Annotated in this window: 20 protein-coding genes; 7 read left to right on the top strand and 13 right to left on the bottom strand. The window is 64.4% G+C overall.

Annotated features, from left to right (window positions below; all coding sequences use genetic code 11):
* Positions 1-19 precede the first annotated feature (19 nt).
* The gene (locus FG486_RS00450; RefSeq protein ID WP_181266030.1) at positions 20-1108 is read left to right on the top strand and encodes a DUF5694 domain-containing protein; all 1089 of its coding nucleotides are present in this window, start codon (positions 20-22) and stop codon (positions 1106-1108) included.
* Positions 1109-1241: 133 nt separating this feature from the next.
* On the opposite strand, the gene FG486_RS00455 is transcribed toward FG486_RS00450, so the two are convergent.
* Complete coding sequence (locus tag FG486_RS00455) at positions 1242-1400, bottom strand: YdcH family protein (RefSeq protein WP_023838338.1); 159 nt, start codon at positions 1398-1400, stop codon at positions 1242-1244.
* A gap of 206 nt (positions 1401-1606) precedes the next feature.
* Here FG486_RS00455 and FG486_RS00460 point away from each other — a divergent pair, with 206 nt between their 5' ends.
* The 4 genes from FG486_RS00460 (at position 1607) to FG486_RS00475 (ending at position 4704) form a co-directional block, all read left to right on the top strand.
* Positions 1607-1804: a YdcH family protein gene (locus FG486_RS00460; protein WP_066284411.1), complete on the top strand. Its 198-nt coding sequence runs from the start codon at positions 1607-1609 to the stop codon at positions 1802-1804.
* A 113-nt stretch (positions 1805-1917) separates the two neighbouring features.
* Positions 1918-2397: a DUF1465 family protein gene (locus FG486_RS00465; RefSeq protein ID WP_066284409.1), complete on the top strand. Its 480-nt coding sequence runs from the start codon at positions 1918-1920 to the stop codon at positions 2395-2397.
* A 106-nt stretch (positions 2398-2503) separates the two neighbouring features.
* Positions 2504-3610, top strand: a complete 1107-nt coding sequence (locus FG486_RS00470) for a phosphotransferase family protein (RefSeq protein WP_181266031.1) — start codon at positions 2504-2506, stop codon at positions 3608-3610.
* Complete coding sequence (locus FG486_RS00475) at positions 3604-4704, top strand: Rv3169 family protein (protein WP_181266032.1); 1101 nt, start codon at positions 3604-3606, stop codon at positions 4702-4704. The genes FG486_RS00470 and FG486_RS00475 overlap by 7 nt, the downstream gene beginning before the upstream one ends.
* 3 nt (positions 4705-4707) lie before the next feature.
* On the opposite strand, the gene FG486_RS18080 is transcribed toward FG486_RS00475, so the two are convergent.
* From FG486_RS18080 to FG486_RS00515, 6 genes are all read right to left on the bottom strand, one after another.
* Positions 4708-6048 (bottom strand): RcnB family protein, encoded by a 1341-nt coding sequence (locus tag FG486_RS18080; RefSeq protein ID WP_241695539.1) that lies wholly within the window; start codon positions 6046-6048, stop codon positions 4708-4710.
* A gap of 193 nt (positions 6049-6241) precedes the next feature.
* Positions 6242-6724 (bottom strand): GAF domain-containing protein, encoded by a 483-nt coding sequence (locus FG486_RS00495; protein ID WP_181266033.1) that lies wholly within the window; start codon positions 6722-6724, stop codon positions 6242-6244.
* A 24-nt stretch (positions 6725-6748) separates the two neighbouring features.
* Positions 6749-7156: an alternative ribosome rescue aminoacyl-tRNA hydrolase ArfB gene (arfB, locus tag FG486_RS00500; RefSeq protein WP_181266034.1), complete on the bottom strand. Its 408-nt coding sequence runs from the start codon at positions 7154-7156 to the stop codon at positions 6749-6751.
* Complete coding sequence (locus tag FG486_RS00505) at positions 7149-7841, bottom strand: RluA family pseudouridine synthase (RefSeq protein ID WP_181266035.1); 693 nt, start codon at positions 7839-7841, stop codon at positions 7149-7151. Before FG486_RS00505 ends, arfB begins: the two co-directional genes overlap by 8 nt.
* 4 nt (positions 7842-7845) lie before the next feature.
* Entirely contained in the window at positions 7846-8838 is a 993-nt protein-coding gene (locus FG486_RS00510; protein WP_181266036.1) for an LLM class flavin-dependent oxidoreductase, read from the bottom strand.
* Positions 8839-8904: 66 nt separating this feature from the next.
* A complete protein-coding gene (locus FG486_RS00515; RefSeq protein WP_181266037.1) occupies positions 8905-9804 on the bottom strand; it encodes a hypothetical protein in 900 nt (299 codons plus the stop codon).
* A gap of 203 nt (positions 9805-10007) precedes the next feature.
* On the opposite strand from FG486_RS00515, the gene FG486_RS00520 reads away from it, so the two are divergent.
* Positions 10008-11414 (top strand): cytochrome P450, encoded by a 1407-nt coding sequence (locus tag FG486_RS00520; protein ID WP_181266038.1) that lies wholly within the window; start codon positions 10008-10010, stop codon positions 11412-11414.
* A gap of 177 nt (positions 11415-11591) precedes the next feature.
* A complete protein-coding gene (gpmA, locus tag FG486_RS00525) occupies positions 11592-12278 on the top strand; it encodes a 2,3-diphosphoglycerate-dependent phosphoglycerate mutase (protein WP_181266039.1) in 687 nt (228 codons plus the stop codon).
* 9 nt (positions 12279-12287) lie between these two features.
* Here the strand turns inward: gpmA and FG486_RS00530 are convergent, their stop codons facing one another.
* From FG486_RS00530 to FG486_RS00555, 6 genes are all read right to left on the bottom strand, one after another.
* Positions 12288-13310 (bottom strand): adenosine deaminase, encoded by a 1023-nt coding sequence (locus FG486_RS00530; protein ID WP_181266040.1) that lies wholly within the window; start codon positions 13308-13310, stop codon positions 12288-12290.
* Positions 13311-13458: 148 nt separating this feature from the next.
* Entirely contained in the window at positions 13459-14016 is a 558-nt protein-coding gene (locus FG486_RS00535) for a phosphoribosyltransferase (protein ID WP_181266041.1), read from the bottom strand.
* 58 nt (positions 14017-14074) lie between these two features.
* Complete coding sequence (locus FG486_RS00540) at positions 14075-14491, bottom strand: phosphate-starvation-inducible protein PsiE (RefSeq protein ID WP_206678348.1); 417 nt, start codon at positions 14489-14491, stop codon at positions 14075-14077.
* Between the two features lie 30 nt (positions 14492-14521).
* Positions 14522-14665 carry a DUF2474 domain-containing protein gene (locus FG486_RS00545; protein ID WP_181266042.1) on the bottom strand — a complete coding sequence of 48 codons (144 nt, stop codon included), beginning with the start codon at positions 14663-14665 and terminating at the stop codon, positions 14522-14524.
* Positions 14665-15666, bottom strand: coding sequence for a cytochrome d ubiquinol oxidase subunit II (cydB, locus tag FG486_RS00550; protein ID WP_181266043.1), 1002 nt, complete (start codon positions 15664-15666; stop codon positions 14665-14667). The genes FG486_RS00545 and cydB overlap by 1 nt, the downstream gene beginning before the upstream one ends.
* The gene (locus FG486_RS00555; RefSeq protein ID WP_181266044.1) at positions 15663-17096 is read right to left on the bottom strand and encodes a cytochrome ubiquinol oxidase subunit I; all 1434 of its coding nucleotides are present in this window, start codon (positions 17094-17096) and stop codon (positions 15663-15665) included. The genes cydB and FG486_RS00555 overlap by 4 nt, the downstream gene beginning before the upstream one ends.
* Between the last annotated feature and the right edge of the window lies 1 nt (position 17097).

Here is a 17097-nt window from a genome sequence, read left to right on the forward strand (position 1 = left end):
TGCAGGCCTGACACGGGCCATGCCCATCGTCGCCGCGCTGGGCCTGGCAGCGGCGCCGCTTGCAGCGCAGGAATATCGCCCGAACTTCCGTCCCGACGCGCTGAAAGGGCCGCCAAAGGGCGCACCTAACGAGGTTCTCGTGCTCGGCACGCCGCATCTTGCCGGCCTGCCCGACCGCTACACAACCGCGGCACTCAACGCGTTGCTCACTCCCTTGCTTGATCGGCTCGCAGCGTGGCACCCCACGGCGATCGCGACCGAAAACCTGTCAGGCCTGCAATGCGACAGCCTGCGCCGCTATCCGCAGCGCTATGCCGAGACGGTGAAGACCTATTGCTTCGACCCGGCTGCAGCGGCCGCAGCGACCGGGCTGGATGTGCCAGCCGCCAATGCCGAGGCTGAGCGGCTGCTGGCGGACTGGCCGGCCGCGCCAACACCGGGCCAGCGGCGCCATCTTGCGGCGGTCTTTCTCGCGGCGGGAGAGCCGGGTTCGGCGATCGTCCAATGGCTGCGCCTGCCTCCCGAAGAACGCAGGGCGGGCGACGGTCTGACCGAGCCGCTGGTGCAATGGCTCGAGGGCCGGCTTATGCGAAAAGACGAAACCTGCCAGATCGCTGCTGCGCTGGCGGCAAGGCTAGGACTGGAGCGGCTGTGGAGCGTGGATGACCATTCAGCCGATACCCCAAGTCCCAGCGACCCGGCGGAAAACAAGGCCTTCGAACAGGCGATTACCACAGCCTGGGACAATCCTGCTTCCAAGGCTCGCCAGGACATGAGCGCCGCGCTCGAAGCCAGGTTGGATCAGCCCGACGGCCTGCTGAATCTCTACCGCACCTATAATGCTCCCGACGGCCCGATGCTGGTCTATCGGTCGGATTTTGGGGCAGCGCTGGCCGAACCCTCGCCGCAGGGCTTCGGCCGTCAGTATCTGGGCTATTGGGAAACGCGCAACCTGCGCATGGTGGCGAACATGCGCGATGTGCTGGGCCGCTATCCGGGAACCCGGATGCTCACCGTGGTGGGATTGTCCCACAAGGGCTATTACGAAGCCTATCTCGACCAGATGCACGATGTCCGACTGGTCGACCCGCTGAGCGTGCTGCGCTAGCGCCGCTGGCGGGAGCCACCGTCGCCCGACGCGCGCTCTGCCCCCGGCCTATATCAGGCCTTGCAGGCGCGCCGGGCGGTTTTGCGGACGTCAGGCCCCCCGGCCGACATCCGCGGTGATCAGATCAGCCTGATCAATGCAGGCTGATTTCCTCCTTGATACGCAGTTTCTGCTTCTTGAGTTTGGCGATCAGCGCAGTGTCGGGTGCCGGCCTGCGCTCTTCGTCGTGGATCATCCGTTCGATACCAGCATGCTTGGCCTTGAGGGCTTCGGTATGGCTGTCGTTCAGCATGTATGTCTCCTTCGACTCGTTGCCTTCTCATCGTGGGGGCACAATCTAAACATAAAATTTCCGGCCTGTCTTTGCGGTTATGCACAGGCGCGCTTGCATTGCGGCGAAACATTCCATAACCGCGATAACCGGCAGGCCTCGCGCCTGCGCTATGGCGATTCCGCACCGTTTTCGGCGGCGGGCTGTGGTGGGGAAAGGGCGCGCGCGTGACAGAGGAAGAAGTCCGGCAGAAGCTGGCCTCATTGCGCATTGAACATCGCGATCTCGATCATGCCATCGTTGCGCTCAGCAACGGCGGCACTCCCGACATGCTGCAGCTTGCCCGGCTGAAGAAGCGCAAGCTGATGCTGCGCGACCAGATCGCCATTCTCGAAGACTATCTCATCCCCGACATCATCGCCTGAACCGGTTCGCGCGCGGCGAAGTGACTGTTCCGAGTTGACACACGGACGTGTAACCGTGCGTTAACCAAGTCTTTGATCTGTGCAGGTCCTCGCAGATTTGGCAGACAAGCCAAATGGAAAGCATCCAATCCCCCTTCACGGCCAAGCTGGTCGAGTCGCTCTACGTCGAAGCGATGGTGCTCGCCGACGAGGCCCGCTCCTATTTCGAGCTCACCGTCGAGCAGCAGGGCGTCGCCGATCAGGACGAAATCCGCATCGACATGTCGTGCGAGTCGCTGCGCGTGACCACGCGGCTGATGCATTCGATCGCGTGGCTGCTCAACCAGAAGGCGTTTTTTGCGGGAGAGCTTTCCGAGCACCAGCTGCGCAGCCGCAGCCGCTCGCTGGGCAAATGCAGCAGCAGCGACCCGTTCGTCGTCGCCCGGCTGCCTGCCGAAGCGCAGCGGCTGGTTTATGAGACCCAGCACCTTCTCGATCGCCTGGTGCGACTGGAACGATCGCTCGAAGCCGATCGGCTCGGGTTTGCAGAGATCCAGGCGATGCACCCGATGGTGCACCAGATGCAGGCCCGGCTGGCGAGCGAACTCGCCTGATAAACCCCTGCACGCTCCCCCGTATTTGACGGATTGCAATTCGCCCTCGCTTGTTTAATCGTACGATTAAACAGTCACCGGGCGCGATCCGGTGGAAAGGAGAGCGATGCCGGGATTTCCCACGCGAGCGGAAGAGATCAGCCGCGAGTGGCTGCAGGCCACGCTCGATGCCAGCGACGCGCTGCACGGCGCGCAGGTCACCTCGCTCGATATCGCGCCGATCGGCACCGGTCAGGTCGGCGATACCGTGCGGATCACTCTCGGCTATGATCGCCCTGCCCCGCACGCGCCGACATCCATTGCCGCGAAACTGCCCTCGCGCGACGCAACCAGCCGTGCAACGGCAGCGCATTTCCGGCTCTATCTGCGCGAGGTCAATTTCTACGCGCGCGTCGCCCCGCACATCCCAATGCGGGTGCCAAAGGTCTATGCCGCGCTGATCGACGAGGCGGGATGCGATTTCATCCTGATGTTCGAGGATCTCGGCCCCGCCAGAGTGGGCAACCAGCTCCATTCGTGCACGCTGGCGGAGGCCGAGGCAGCGGTGCGCGAGGCGGCCTTGCTCCACGCGTCCACCGATGGCCTCCCGTTGCTCGACGAAGACTGGCTGTTGCCTGACCTTGCGGCGCGCGACTGGATCATCTCCGCCTATCCCGGGGCCCAGGCCATTTTTCGCGAGCGCTATGCCGGACAGATCGAGCCCGAATATCTCGATATCTGCGAACAGCTGGCCACGCATTGCGCCGCGTGGTTCCATTTCACCCCATCGACGCGCTGCATCACCCATGGCGACTACCGGCTCGACAACATGCTGTTCGACATCCGCGGGGGTGCCGAGCCGCTGGCGGTGGTCGATTGGCAGACGTGCGTAACCGGCGGCGGGACCAGTGATCTCGGCTATTTCCTGGGGACGGGGATCGGCACCGAACTGCGGCGTACGCACGAAATGGACCTGATCGACCTGTACTGCGCCGAGATGACCCGGCTGGGCGTGCCGCGCCACCGCGCCGTCATCTGGAACGAGTATCGCATCGGCGCGCTGACCGGCCTGTCCACCGCCGTGTTCAGCGCCGCCTTTGTCGAGCGCACCGAACGCGGCGATGCCAATTTCCTGTCGATGGCCCGAGGCGCCTGCAGCCTCGCGCTCGACCATGGCAGCATTCAGGCGTTGCTCGACCATGCAGAGAAACAAGCGGAGACAAGCACATGCTGACCAAAGGTGATGACTTTCCTCTGCACCAGACGGCCGAGCCGATTGCCTATTCAGGAACCGACCGCAACTTCTACGACCGCTATTTTTTCAACGGCTATAACCCCGATGGCAGCGGCTTTTTCGCGCTGGCCTTCGGTGTCTACCCGCACCTTGACATAGCCGACGCCAGTTTTTCCTGCATTCGCAATGGTGTGCAGCACAATCTTCATGCATCGCGAGAACTTGGGATGGAGCGGATGGACCTGGAGGTCGGCCCGATCCGGATCGAGGTGATCGAACCGCTCCGTGTGCTGCGCGTGCATATCGATGGCGAAGGCATCAGGGCGGAACTGACCTTTACCGGTCGCGCCTTCCCGATCGAGGAACCGCGCTTCACCTTTCGCAACGGCCCGCGCACCTTCATGGACTATACGCGGATGACGCAGAATGGCCATTATGCCGGCTGGATCGAGGTCGATGGCGAGCGGATCGCGCTCGCACAGGGGTGCAGCGGTACCCGCGATCGAAGCTGGGGGGTGCGACCAATAGGCGCCGCCGACATGCAGCCGCATTCGGCCAGCCGCCAGCCGTGCTTCTTCTGGCAATGGACCCCGGTCAATCTGGAGCGGCGCAGCCTGTTCTTCCATTTGAACGCGCATCGCAGTGGCACGCCATGGAACACTCGTGCCGCGATCGCCCCCGATGGCGCGGGACATGACGGCTTTGTCGAGACCCCCGCCGCACGCATGACGACCCGTCATCATCCCGGCACCCGCTGGCCGGCGGGCGGCGAGCTCAGCATCGAAACCGATAGCGGGCCGCTCATGGTGACGTTCGAGCCGGTGCAGCGCTTCCAGATGCGCGGACTTGGCTATACCTGCCCGCGCTGGGGCCATGGCCTCCACCATGGCACGCTGGCGGTCGAGCGCGAGGATTTCGATCTCGCCGCGCTCGATCCGCTCGCCCCCGACATGGGCAATCTGCACGTGCAGATCCTCTGCCGCGTCACCACCAGCGACGGCGAGAGCGGCATGGGAACGTTCGAGCAGCTGGTGCTCGGCCCCTATGATCCCTGGGGGCTGACCGGCTACGTCGACACGCCGGTCAGCGGTTGAACATCACTTGCGATAAACGCGCACGTTCTTGCTGCGGTGATGCACCACCGGAGCATGGTGCGCGGGTGCGCCTTCGGTCACCACGACGGTCTCGTTGCAGTTGCAGCTACCTGGCGTGATCGTAATCGTGGTGACGATCGGCGGCGGATAATAGTAATAATAGCCCGGAGGCGGCGGCGGATAGCCACCCGGCTGGCCGGGTGCGACCGGCTGCTGCGCCAGCAGCCGCTTGCAGCGCTCGCGATCCTCGGCCTTGTCGATCAGCATGCCTGCCAGCGCGCCCACGCCTGCACCGATCAGCGTACCGCCGGTACGATTGCCGCGGCCAGCAATGCGGTTGCCCGCCAGACCGCCGATGCCGGCACCGATCGCCGCACCGCCGAGTCCGTTGTCACGCCTGCAGATTTCCAGGAACGTCCGATCATCAAGCTGTGCATAGCCCGAGCCCGGCAGCGGCGGCGCGTAAGCAGGGCCGGCCACCGGCGGCGGCGGCGCATAGCGCGTGTCATACCCTTCCGCGCGTTCGGCCGCGAGAAGCCGCTTGCAGCGCTCGCGATCTTCCGCCTTGTCAATTACCATTCCGGCTATCGCGCCGACGCCCGCGCCGATCAGCGTGCCGCCCGTGCGATTGCCTCGACCGGCGATGCGGTTGCCTGCCAGGCCGCCCACGGCAGCCCCGGCCGCTGCCCCGCCCAGGCCATTGTCACGGCGGCATGCCTCCAGAAACGCGCGCTCGTCCACCGGAGCATAGGCAGGTGGCGGGGGCGGCGGCAGATCGGGATCGAAGTCGACTCCCGCATCATCATCGGCCTGGCGGCTCCAGTGCGTACCCTGAACGACGTCATCATTGCCCAGCAACAGGCTCTTGTCATAATTATAGGGGTCGTAATCGGGCGAATAGGTCTGCTGAACCACGGTGGTGGTAGCGCCCGGCCCCGCCTGCCAGTTGACGCCCTGCACGCTGTCATAGACCCGGCCGTTGCGATCGGTCAGCACCGCATCGTCGTAATAGCGCGACCAGCCGAAACCCTGGGCTGGACGCGGCAGCCGGTAGCCCTGCCAGTTGGCGATATAATAGGTCGGCGCGATCCAGACGCGCGGAAGGATGAAGCCACGGAACGGACGGACATAGGCGGGCGCGCCTGCTGGAAAGCGCACGCCATAGCCAGGACGGACCACCGGGGTACCGTTGAGCGCGCTCGACAGGTGGAGATCGACCGGGCCTGCACCAGCCTTTTTCAGGGGCGATTCGGCGGCTTGGGTGGAACTCGCCATCGCAGTTGCGGTCATCAGGCTGGCGGCAAGGACGGCGTGGCGCATCGAAGCAAAGGCGCGGCTCTTCATGGTTAACTCCCCTTGGGCAAACACCAGGCAGTCCGCAGCAGCAGCGCGATCCTGGTCGCGCGGCCGCCCGGATTTGTTAAGCCTTTGTTAGCATTTGCGCAGCGAGCGTACCATCGCGCGAATGTAAAACCGGCGCGCCGCCAGGCCGCTGTTTCAATATGGGGCAGACCGGGATGCCGGGGTTAAGCGCGGATCAGATGCGCCCTGCCAGACTGCGGGCCAGCCGCTCGATCCCGGCCTGATCGTCGGCGTCAAACCGCCCAATTCGGGGGCTGTCGAGATCGATGACATGGGTGACCTTGCCCTCATGGATCACGGGCACGACCAGCTCGGACTGGCTCGCCGCGTCGCAGGCGATATGCCCGGGAAAGGCGTGCACATCCTCGACGAGCTGGGTTGCGCCGCTGGCCGCGGCGGTGCCGCACACCCCGCTGCCCAGAGCGATGCGGATGCACGCAGGCTTGCCGACGAACGGGCCCAGCACCAGCTCGCCTTCGACCATGCGATAGAACCCGGCCCAGTTGAGATCGGGCAGGAATTGCCAGATCAGCGCCGCGACATTGGCCATATTCGCCACCCCGTCGGGCTCGCCATCGACCAGTGCCATGGCGGCAGAATGCAGGTCGTCATAAAGCTGCGCCTTGGGAGCGTTGGGATCAATATCGAATGCGTACATGTTCTTAGGTCCAGTTTGTGAGATTCAATCGAAGGAAACCCTGCCCCGGTTCTTCTTGATGGTGGAGCGGTTCTTCTTTCCTGCCAACCGCTCGGTCTTGCCGACCCGGTTGAGGCGTGACTTGGCGCGAACGGCGGGGAGGTCATGCGCTTCGGCGAGCAAGGCGGCAAGCCGTTCGCGCGCCTCGCGGCGGTTCGCTTCCTGCGTCCTGTGGCTGCGCGCCTGGATGACGAGTTCGCCATCCTGGTTGATCCGGCTGCCCGCCAGCGCGCGCAACCGGCTGTACACCAGCGGCGGCAGCCTGAGCGCGAAGATGTTGACGTGCAACTGCACCGCCGTCGCCACCTTGTTGACATTCTGTCCACCAGGTCCGGAAGCAGTGATAAATCGCTCCGAAACAATGGCATGATCCGGAATATTGATATCAGCCATCAGCATTCGCCGGTTCGGCAAAACCCAGCTTGCGAAAACGGTCCGGCATGGGAGCGCGCGCGACAATCGGCGGCTTGCCATCGCGCGGAACCGTCAGATGGGCCGCGTGGAGCATCAAGCCGGCGGGATCGGCGCGACCATAGACCGGATCTCCGACGAGCGCATGACCCAGCCCATGCAGTGCATGCACACGGATCTGATGGGTACGGCCTGTCTCGGGCCGGAATTCGACCAGGGTCTTTCCACCCACCACCGCCACTTGCCGCCAGTGCGTCACGGCGCGCTTGCCTTGGGGAGAAGGGACGATCCGCCATCCATCCATAGCGCTGCTTGTCTTGGTCAGGGCAAGCTCGATCGTTCCGTGCTCCTGCGTCAGTGCCCCTGCGATCACCCCCCAATAGAGTTTGCTCACCAGCCCGCTCTCGAACGCGGCACCAAAGCGCTTCAGCGCCTTGGCATGCCGCGCCAGCAACAGACAGCCCGAGGTGTCCTGGTCGAGCCGGTGCACAGGTTGCGGTTCGCGCTGAAACCCGAACCGCAGCGCGGGAAGGAAATCCTCAAGGCTGCGCCCGCCCTTTCTCGGGCGACTGACCGGCAGGCCGGCGGGCTTGTCGATCACCAGCGCTTCGCCATCGCTGAAGGGCAACGTAGCTTGGGCACAGAAATCGGGAAAGGCTGGCGGCATGGGTTCAGGCCGCTTCGACCAGCGCCATGCTCTGCGCGAACAGTTCGATCGCGCGCAGCCGGTCTTGCTGGTGGTAGGCGTTGCACGAGATCATGACCTCATCTGCGCCAAAGGCCTGGGCCAGCGCCAGCACCTTGCTCCGCACCGCATCAGGCGTACCGAATGCGGCGATCCGCGCCTGCGCACCGATGATCATCGCCTCGCGCTCGGTAAAGCCCATGTCGCGGCTTTCCTCGGGCGATACTGCCGGCTGCGTCCCGCCGCCGAGAAGGCGCGCGATATTGAGAAAATAGTTCTTGCGCAGCAACTCGGCGCGCTCGGCATCGTCGCAGGCAAAGGCGGTGGTCGCGAGCATCACATAGGGCTCTGCCAACTGCGCGCTGGGCCGGAAATTGCGCCGATACAGATCGGTAAGCTCAGGGCTGGCCTGCGGGTTGATGAACAGCGCCAGCGCATAGGGCAGGCCCAGGGCACCCGCCAGCATCGCGCTGTCCGGGCTGGTGCCGAGAATCCAGACCGGGACATCGCCCGCCGGCTCGGGGCTCAACCTTGGTTCGGTCAGGCTCCCGTACATATAGCTAACTAGATCAGCGACTTGGCTCGGAAACTCGCGAAAGGATGGAGGGTGCGGGGCGGACAGGGCTGCGGCAACGCGCATCTCGCCGCCCGGCGCGCGGCCGACGCCGAGATCGATCCGGCCAGGATAGAGATTGCTCAGCACCGCAAACTGTTCGGCGACCTTATAGGCACTGTAATGCGGCAGCATGACGCCGCCCGATCCCAAGCGGATGCGCCGGGTATGCGCGCCCATCGCCGCGATCAGGATCTCGGGCGCGCTGCCGCACAGAAAGCGGCTGGCATGATGTTCGGACACCCACAGGCGGTGATAGCCCAGCCGGTCGGCCAGCCGCGCCGCCTCGAGCGTCGCCTCCAGGGCATCGCTGGCAGGGACGTTGGCAAAGCGCACCGACTGATCGAGAAGCGAGAAAAGCGTCATGCCTTCAAGAATAAGGCTTTCCGGGCGGGTCACAAGCCCGGCTGTCACCCGCCCCTGCGAAAACGATCAATCCTCGCGCACGTCCTGGGGTCGAACCCCGCCGCTATCGGACACTCCGCCGGGACCCCGCGGGCGAGAGCGTTCGATGATCTGGGGCGGGCGTTCCTGACGCTGCGGCCGCTCTGCCCGGGGCGGACGTTCGGCGCGCGCTGGCGGAGTGAAGCCCGGCTGAGCGCCCGGTTGCGGCTGGCGCATCTCGGGCCGCGCGCGACCTTCGCCCCTGCCCTGCCAATTGCCCCTGCCCTGGCGGTCACCACGCCCCCGCCAGTCGCGCCCCGCTCCCTGGGGCTGCCCCAGCTGATCCTGCTGGCGCTGCTGCCAGCGCCCCAGGCGCCGCTGGCGGTCTTCGGGGGTCAGCCCGCCCATCCGTTCGCGCTCGCCGCGCCGCGTGCGGGGGAATTCGGGATTGTCGGCCTGCTGTTCGCGCCGCCAGTCGCGGCGGTCGTCAAGCGTCTCGCGGCGGTCGCGGCGCCAATCGCGCCGGTCATCCCACCGGTCACCGCGCCGATCATCGCGGAACTCGCGCCGATCGGCCCGGCGCTGCTGGTAATATTGCCAGCGCTGCTGCCCCCAGTAGCGGCGATGCCTGTCCTGCATCGCGAAACGGCGGCCGCCTGGGCGATCGTAGATCCAGGTGCCATAGCCGGGATAATAGAAATTGTCCCAATATCCCCCGCCAAAGCCGATCTGGCCGAAGCCATAGCCATAGTCGCAGCCATACCAGCTGTCCCAAGCGGAGAAGCCATCGCAATAGGGATTGAAGCCGCCAGCATAGCCGCTGCCGACGCCCACCGAGACGCCGCCATAGCCATCATAGCCGTCCAGCCCATAGACACAGCCCGAAAGCGAGGCCGCTCCGAGCGCCAGCGCAATCATCCGCGCCGCGCGGGCACGGGTTTTCTGCAAGTAGGAAACAGGGTTCAACGCATCATCCCCTAAGCCGCAAGCCAGGCGCGGCGGGCCGCCGGAGCGGGGCTCCGATTTTCCGTTCATACAAACCGCCAGTTGAATTAACGATGAATGGCATTTCGGATGCGACGGATCGCTTGCTAACATAGGTGTCAGTTGGTATTTAATGGATCGATTAAACCAGAGCAGAGGATTCCCCCATGGCCACCGTGATCGCTCCGCCGCGCGAGATGTTTCCCGACCACACCATCCAGCGTGACAGCGGCAATCCGCACTGGACGCGGATGCCGGGCCCCGGATCGCTCGATCATATTCCGGGCGAGGATGGCCTGCCGATCGTCGGTGTCACCTTCAAGATGCTGGCCGACCCCGAGAAGTTCGGCAACGAAATGCGCGAGAAATATGGTCCGGTCTATCGCACCAATGCGTTTGGCCGCCGCCAGGTGGCGCTGTTCGGCGCCGATGCCAATGAGCTGGTGCTGTTCGACCGCGATAAGCTGTTCTCGTCCGAACAGGGCTGGGGACCGGTGCTGAACCTGCTGTTCCCGCGCGGACTGATGCTGATGGATTTCGACCATCACCGCGCCGATCGCCGCGCATTGTCGATCGCGTTCAAGCCCGGCCCGATGCGGCACTATTCGGAAAAGCTGAACGAGGGCATTGCCGCGCGCGTTGCTGAATGGGCAAACCGCGACATTCTGTTCTACAGTGAAATCAAGAAGTTGACGCTCGATCTTGCGGCGACCTCTTTCCTCGGCATTCCCTGGGGGCCCGAGGCGGACCGGATCAACAAGGCCTTTGTCGATATGGTCCAGGCGTCGATCGGCGTCGTGCGCCGTCCCCTGCCCTTCACCAAGATGGGGCGCGGCGTAGCGGGCCGGAAGTTCCTGGTCGATTATTTCACCCCCGAGGTGCAGAAGCGCCGCGAGCAGCAGGGTCCGGACATGTTCAGCCAGTTTTGCCGCGCCACCCGCGACGATGGCAGCCTGCTCACCACCGATGAGGTGGTCGATCACATGAACTTCCTGATGATGGCGGCGCACGACACCATCACCTCGTCGGCCAGCTCGCTGATCTGGTTGCTCGCGCGCCACCCCGAATGGCAGGATCGCATCCGTGCCGAGCTGCTCGAACACGCGCCTGCGGGCACGCCGATGCCCTATGATTCGCTGCCCAATCTCGAGCTCACCGAAATGGCGTTCAAGGAAGCGCTGCGGATGATCCCGCCAGTGCCCTCGACCCCGCGCCGCGCGCTTCGCGATTTCGAATTCGGCGGTTATCGCATCCCGGCCGGAACCCCGGTCAGCATCAGCGCGGCCTTTACCCACAAGCAGGAAGAGCACTGGCCCGAACCGCACCGGTTCGATCCGATGCGATTCACGGCAGAAGCGACGCGCAATCGGCACAAATATGCCTGGGTGCCGTTCGGCGGCGGCGCGCATATGTGCCTGGGGCTGCACTTTGCCTATATGCAGATCAAGGTGCTGCTGCACCACGTGCTCAGCCAGCACCGCATCGTCACCGAGCCCGGCTATGCTCCCGAATGGCAGGCCTGGCCGATCCCGCAGCCGCGCGATGGCCTTAAGGTCCGTTTCGAGCGGATCTGACGGCCCCAGCAGACAAAGTTGCTCGTCACCCCCGCGAAGGCGGGGGTCCCGCTTGCTGCACGGCTGCTTTGCCAAAGCGGGATTCCCGCGTTCGCGGGAATGACGATAGAGAACGGGGGTTGCGCGGGGCAGCGCCTGCGCTAAACGCGCACGCAATCGCAACAGGAGACGCCCGAAATGCCGCAGCTTGTCCTTATCCGTCACGGCCAGTCGCAATGGAATCTGGAAAACCGCTTCACCGGCTGGTGGGATGTCGACGTGACCGAAAAGGGCGCGGAGGAAGCGCGGGCGGCCGGACGGCTGATGCGCGACAAGGGGCTCGATTTCGACATCGCCTTCACCTCGCTGCAGACCCGCGCGATCAAGACGCTCAACCTGGCGCTCGAAGAAATGCAGCGGCTTTGGCTGCCGGTCGAGAAGGACTGGCGGCTCAACGAGCGCCATTATGGCGGCCTGACCGGGCTCGACAAGGCCGAGACGGCGGCCAAGCATGGCGACGAGCAGGTGCATATCTGGCGCCGCAGCTTCGACATTCCGCCGCCGCCGCTCGACGCCGGATCGGAATTCGACCTGTCGAAGGACCGCCGCTATGCCGGGATCGCCATCCCCAATACCGAGAGCCTGAAGGACACCATCGCGCGCGTGCTGCCCTATTGGGAAAGCCGCATCGCGCCCGAACTCATGGCGGGCAAGCGCGTGATCATCTCGGCGCACGGCAATTCGCTGCGCGCGCTGGTCAAGCACCTGTCGGGCATTGCCGATGATGCGATCACGGGTCTTGAAATCCCGACCGGCCAGCCGATTGTCTATCAGCTCGACGACAATCTGGCCGAGGTCGAGCGCTATTATCTCAGCGAGCGCTGATCGGCGCGATCAGGCGAAATGCGCATCGTGATGGTCGATCTCGGCCAGCAGATGCGCGACCGCCTCTTCGGGCAGGAACGAACCGGTAAAGCTGTTCGCCGCCAGCGTTTTCAGCTGAGCGCGGCTGAGGTCCAGCGCTGAGGCGATCGCGCGGTAATTCGCGTTCACATAACCGCCGAAATAGGCGGGATCGTCCGAATTGACCGTGGCCCGGATGCCGGCATCGAGCATCCTGGCGACCGGGCTCTGACCGATCTCGTCGATCACGCACAGCTTCAGGTTGGAGAGCGGGCAGACGGTGAGCGTGATGCCCTCGCCCGCGATCCGCGAGACCAGGCCTGCGTCCTCCAGCGCGCGGTTGCCATGGTCGATCCGGTCGACGCCCAGGATGTCGAGCGCCTCGTGGACATATTCGGGCGGTCCCTCCTCGCCAGCATGCGCGACCAGCTTGAGCCCCAGCGACCGGGCGCGCGCGAAAACGTTGCGGAACTTCGAAGGCGGATGCCCGACCTCGGAGGAATCGAGCCCGACGCCGGCGATCTTGTCGAGATAGGGGATCGCCTCGTCCAGCGTCGCTTCGGCCGCCGCCTCATCGAGATGGCGCAGGAAGCATAGGATGAGGCGCGAGCTAATCCCCCATTGCTTCTCTCCATCGGCCAGAGCGTCAGAAATGCCGGTGATAACGTCAGCGAACGGCACGCCGCGCTCGGTGTGGCCCTGCGGGTCGAAGAAGATCTCGACATGGCGGACATGGTCGGCATGCGCGCGCTCGAGATAGGCCCAGGTCAGGTCGTAGAAATCCTGCTGCTTGAGCAGCACGCCCATCCCTTGATAATAGATGTCCAGAAAATCCTGCAAGTTACTGAAATTATAGGCCTGTCGGATCTCCTCGACGCTTGCGAAGGGAATAGCGACGCCGTTGCGCTGCGCCAGATCGAACAGCATCTCGGGCTCGAGCGAGCCTTCGATATGCAGGTGGAGTTCGGCCTTGGGGAGGCCAGCGATATAGGCGTCGCGCTGATCGGGTGTCATGGGATGAGGTTATGCCAAGGGCGGCCGGAGGACGCAATTCCCGTCACCGCTTTTCGTCACCCCCGCGCACGCGGGGTTCCCGCTTTTCTCACCAGCAAGGAAGCGGGATTCCCGCGTTCGCGGGAATGACGATTGGATGTGTGCCGTTCTATTCGCCCAGGATGATCCCCGCCCCCGGCTTGTGCGCACGGATCTCGTCCACGCTCAGCCCCACGATCTCATGCGGAAAAACCAGCCACTGCTCGGTCTCGTGCACGTAATAATCGGGGGTCATGTCGGTCTGGTTGCGCGAGGGCTTGTAATAGACGGTCGCGATCCGCCAGTCGTGCGGCATGTTGTAGCGGCACTTGGCGGCGAGCTCGTGGATGAAGGCCTGGATCGACTTGCCGCTGTCGAACACGTCATCGACCACCAGCAGCCGGTCCTCGGGGCTCAGCGTGTCGACCAGATAGCCGAGCGCGTAAACGCGCACGTCCTTGCTCTGCTGGTCGATGCCGTAATAGCTCGCGGTTCGGATCGCGATATGGTCGGCATCGACGCCATGATATTCGAGCAGCTCCTGCACCGCTATGCCCACCGGAGCTCCACCGCGCCAGATACCGACGATATGCGTGGGCTGATAACCGCTCTCGATGACCTGCATCGCCAGCCGATAGCTGTCCTCGAGCAGGGAATTCGCGCTGATATAGTGTTTCTGGGTGGTCATGAATGCGGGCCCCGGTCGCGAGATGCGTCCCGCCTTCATGCCAGCCGATCGGCGCGGGTCAAGCCCTGCCGGCGCGGGTGATGACCACCGCGGAAATGGCCAGCAGCAGAATGGCTCCGGCCTCAAACAGGATCTTGTCGGGCGACATGTCCTTGCCCTGGAGAACGATCAGCCGCGCGAGCGCGGTGATGGCGATGAAGATCGGATAGACGAAGGGCGATCCGCGCCCGGTATAGAAGACCGCGATCATGCCGATCACCTCGGTGTAGAGGAACATCAAAAGGATGTCGGCGAGCGATATCGTACGGGCCGCGATGATGCCACCGACCTCGATCCCTGCCGCCGCCATGGTCATCAGCGCGATCAGCACCAGCAGCAGATGCTCGATCAGGTGGAAGCCGCGCACCGCCATCGTATCGTCGCCGAGGCGCGGGCTGGGAGCGTCGGGGCCAGAAGGGTCGGCCGGTTCCGTCATGCCGCAGCATAACATGCGCGCGGCCAGGCGTCAGGCGTTAATCCACCAGCGGATCGCATAGGCGACCGTCCCGACCACCCCCACCGAGATCAGCCATAGCGCCGCCATCCAACCAAGCTTCTGGCTGAGCGGGCGGGCATCGCCGCGATCGGGATCGTCGCTGTCGCCAAGCATCAATGATAGCCCTCGTCCCCCACCTTGCCGCGGAACACCCAATAGGCCCAGGCGGTGTAACCGATGATCAGCGGCACGATGAACAGCGTGCCCACCAGCATGAACGCCTGGCTGCTGGGATGCGTCGCCGCATCCCAGATCGTCACCTCGTCGGGCACGACATAGGGGAACATGCTGATGCCCAGCCCGATCATGCCGAGCAGGAACAGCCCCAAAGTCAGCAGGAACGGCGCGTAGTCGTGCCGCAGCCGCAGCGACCGGAACAGCAGGAAAGCGATGACCGCGACGAGCAGGGGCACCTGCGCCGAGAACAGCACGCTGGGGAAGGTGAACCAGCGCGCGAAATATTCGGCTTCGAGAAACGGCGTGTAGAGGCTGACCGCGCCGAGTGCGATGAGGGTCGCGGGGAACAGCTTCCAGCTCATCCGAAAGGCATGGTCCTGCACCGGGCCCTCGGTCTTCATGATCAGCCAGGTCGAGCCAAGCAGGCCATAGCCGATTACCGTGCCGATGCCGGTCAGCACCGAATAGGCGCTCAGCCAGTCGAGCCAGCCGCCCGCATAGGCGCGCCTATCGACCTCGACCCCCTGGAGCAGCGCGCCCAGCGTCACCCCTTGCGCAAAGGCGGCTACGAACGAACCGGCGGTAAAGGCGAAATCCCAGAAAGGCTGGTGATTGGGGTCGCGCCAGCGGCCCTCGAACGCCACGCCGCGCAGCACCAGGCCGAGCAGCATCGCGATGATCGGCGGATAGATCGCGGGCAGGATGATCGCATAGGCGAGCGGGAACGCGGCGAGCAGCCCTCCCCCACCCAGCACCAGCCATGTTTCGTTGCCGTCCCACACGGGCGCGACCGAATTCATCGCCTTGTCGCGCTCCGCCCCGCGCCCGAGCGCCGGAAAGATGATGCCGATGCCGAGGTCGAACCCGTCCATCACCACATAGGCGAATACGGCAAAGGCGATGATGAACGCCCAGATGATGGTGAGGTCGATGGTCATGCCCCCTCCTCCATCATCGTGCCGCTGCGGCCGCGCTGTGTGCTGTCGGCCGCTGCAGGCGTGATGCCTGCGCTGCGCAGCGGGCCCGATGCTGCCGCCTCCTCATGCCCGGTGGCGGGCTTGCTCATGAGCTTCAGGATATAGGCGGTCCCGGCGCCGAACATGACGAAATAGGTCAGGATGAACGCGACCAGCGAGGCCCCGACCGCCGGGGCCGCGAGCGGCGAGACGCTGTCTGCCGTGGTGAGCAGGCCGTACACGGTATAGGGCTGACGGCCGACTTCGGTCGTGATCCATCCTGCGATGACCGCGACGAAGCCCGATGGTCCCATGACGATCGCGGCGCGGTGCAGCCACGGCCAGTCATAAAGCCTTCCGCGCACCCGCGCGAGCAGGCTGAACAATCCGATGCCGAGCATCGCAAAGCCGATGCCGACCATCACGCGAAACGACCAGAAGACCATGCCGACCGGGGGCCGCTCGGCTTCGGGCACGGTATCGAGCCCATTGAGCGGCGCATTCAGGTCATGCTTGAGGATCAGCGACGAGGCCTTGGGAATTTCGATAGCATAATCGACGCGCTTTTCCGCACTGTTGGGGATGCCGAACAGGATCAGCGGCGCGCCATCGGGATGGCTCTGATAATGGCCCTCCATTGCCATGACCTTGGCCGGCTGATGCTCGAGCGTGTTGAGCCCGTGCATGTCGCCCGCGAAGATCTGCAAGGGGGCGACCAAAGCGGCCATCCACATCGCCATCGAGAACATCCGCCGCGCGCGATGATCGGCCTTGTTCTTGAGCAGGTGATAGGCCCCGACCGCGCCGACGACGAACGCGGTGGTCAGGTACGCCGCCATCACCGTATGGACGAGCCGATAGGGGAAGCTGGGGTTGAAGATGATCGCCAGCCAGCTGTCACCCGGCACGAACTGGCCATTGGCCGCGATTTCGTAGCCGGTCGGGGTCTGCATCCAGCTGTTGACGCTCAATATCCAGAAGGCGGAGATGAAGGTGCCAACCGCGACCATCAGCGTCGCGGTAAAATGCAGCTTGCGGCCCACCTTGTCCATGCCGAACAGCATGACGCCGAGGAACCCGGCCTCGAGGAAGAAGGCGGTGAGCACCTCATAGGCCATCAGCGGCCCGATGACCGGGCCGGTCTTGTCCGAGAATACCGACCAGTTGGTGCCGAACTGGTAAGACATGACGATGCCCGAGACGACGCCCATGGCAAAGGCGATCGCGAAGATCTTGCGCCAGTATTTGAACAGGTCGAGATAGGTGCTGTCGTTCGTCTTCAGCCACAGCCCCTCGAGCACCGCGAGATAGCTGGCCAGCCCGATCGAGAAGGCCGGAAAGATGAAGTGAAAGCTCACCGTGAAGGCGAACTGGATCCGCGCCAGCAACAGCGCGTCAAAACCGTCGAACATC

It is taken from the genome of Blastomonas ursincola, from assembly GCF_013607875.1.
Taxonomy (GTDB): Bacteria; Pseudomonadota; Alphaproteobacteria; order Sphingomonadales; family Sphingomonadaceae; genus Blastomonas; species Blastomonas ursincola.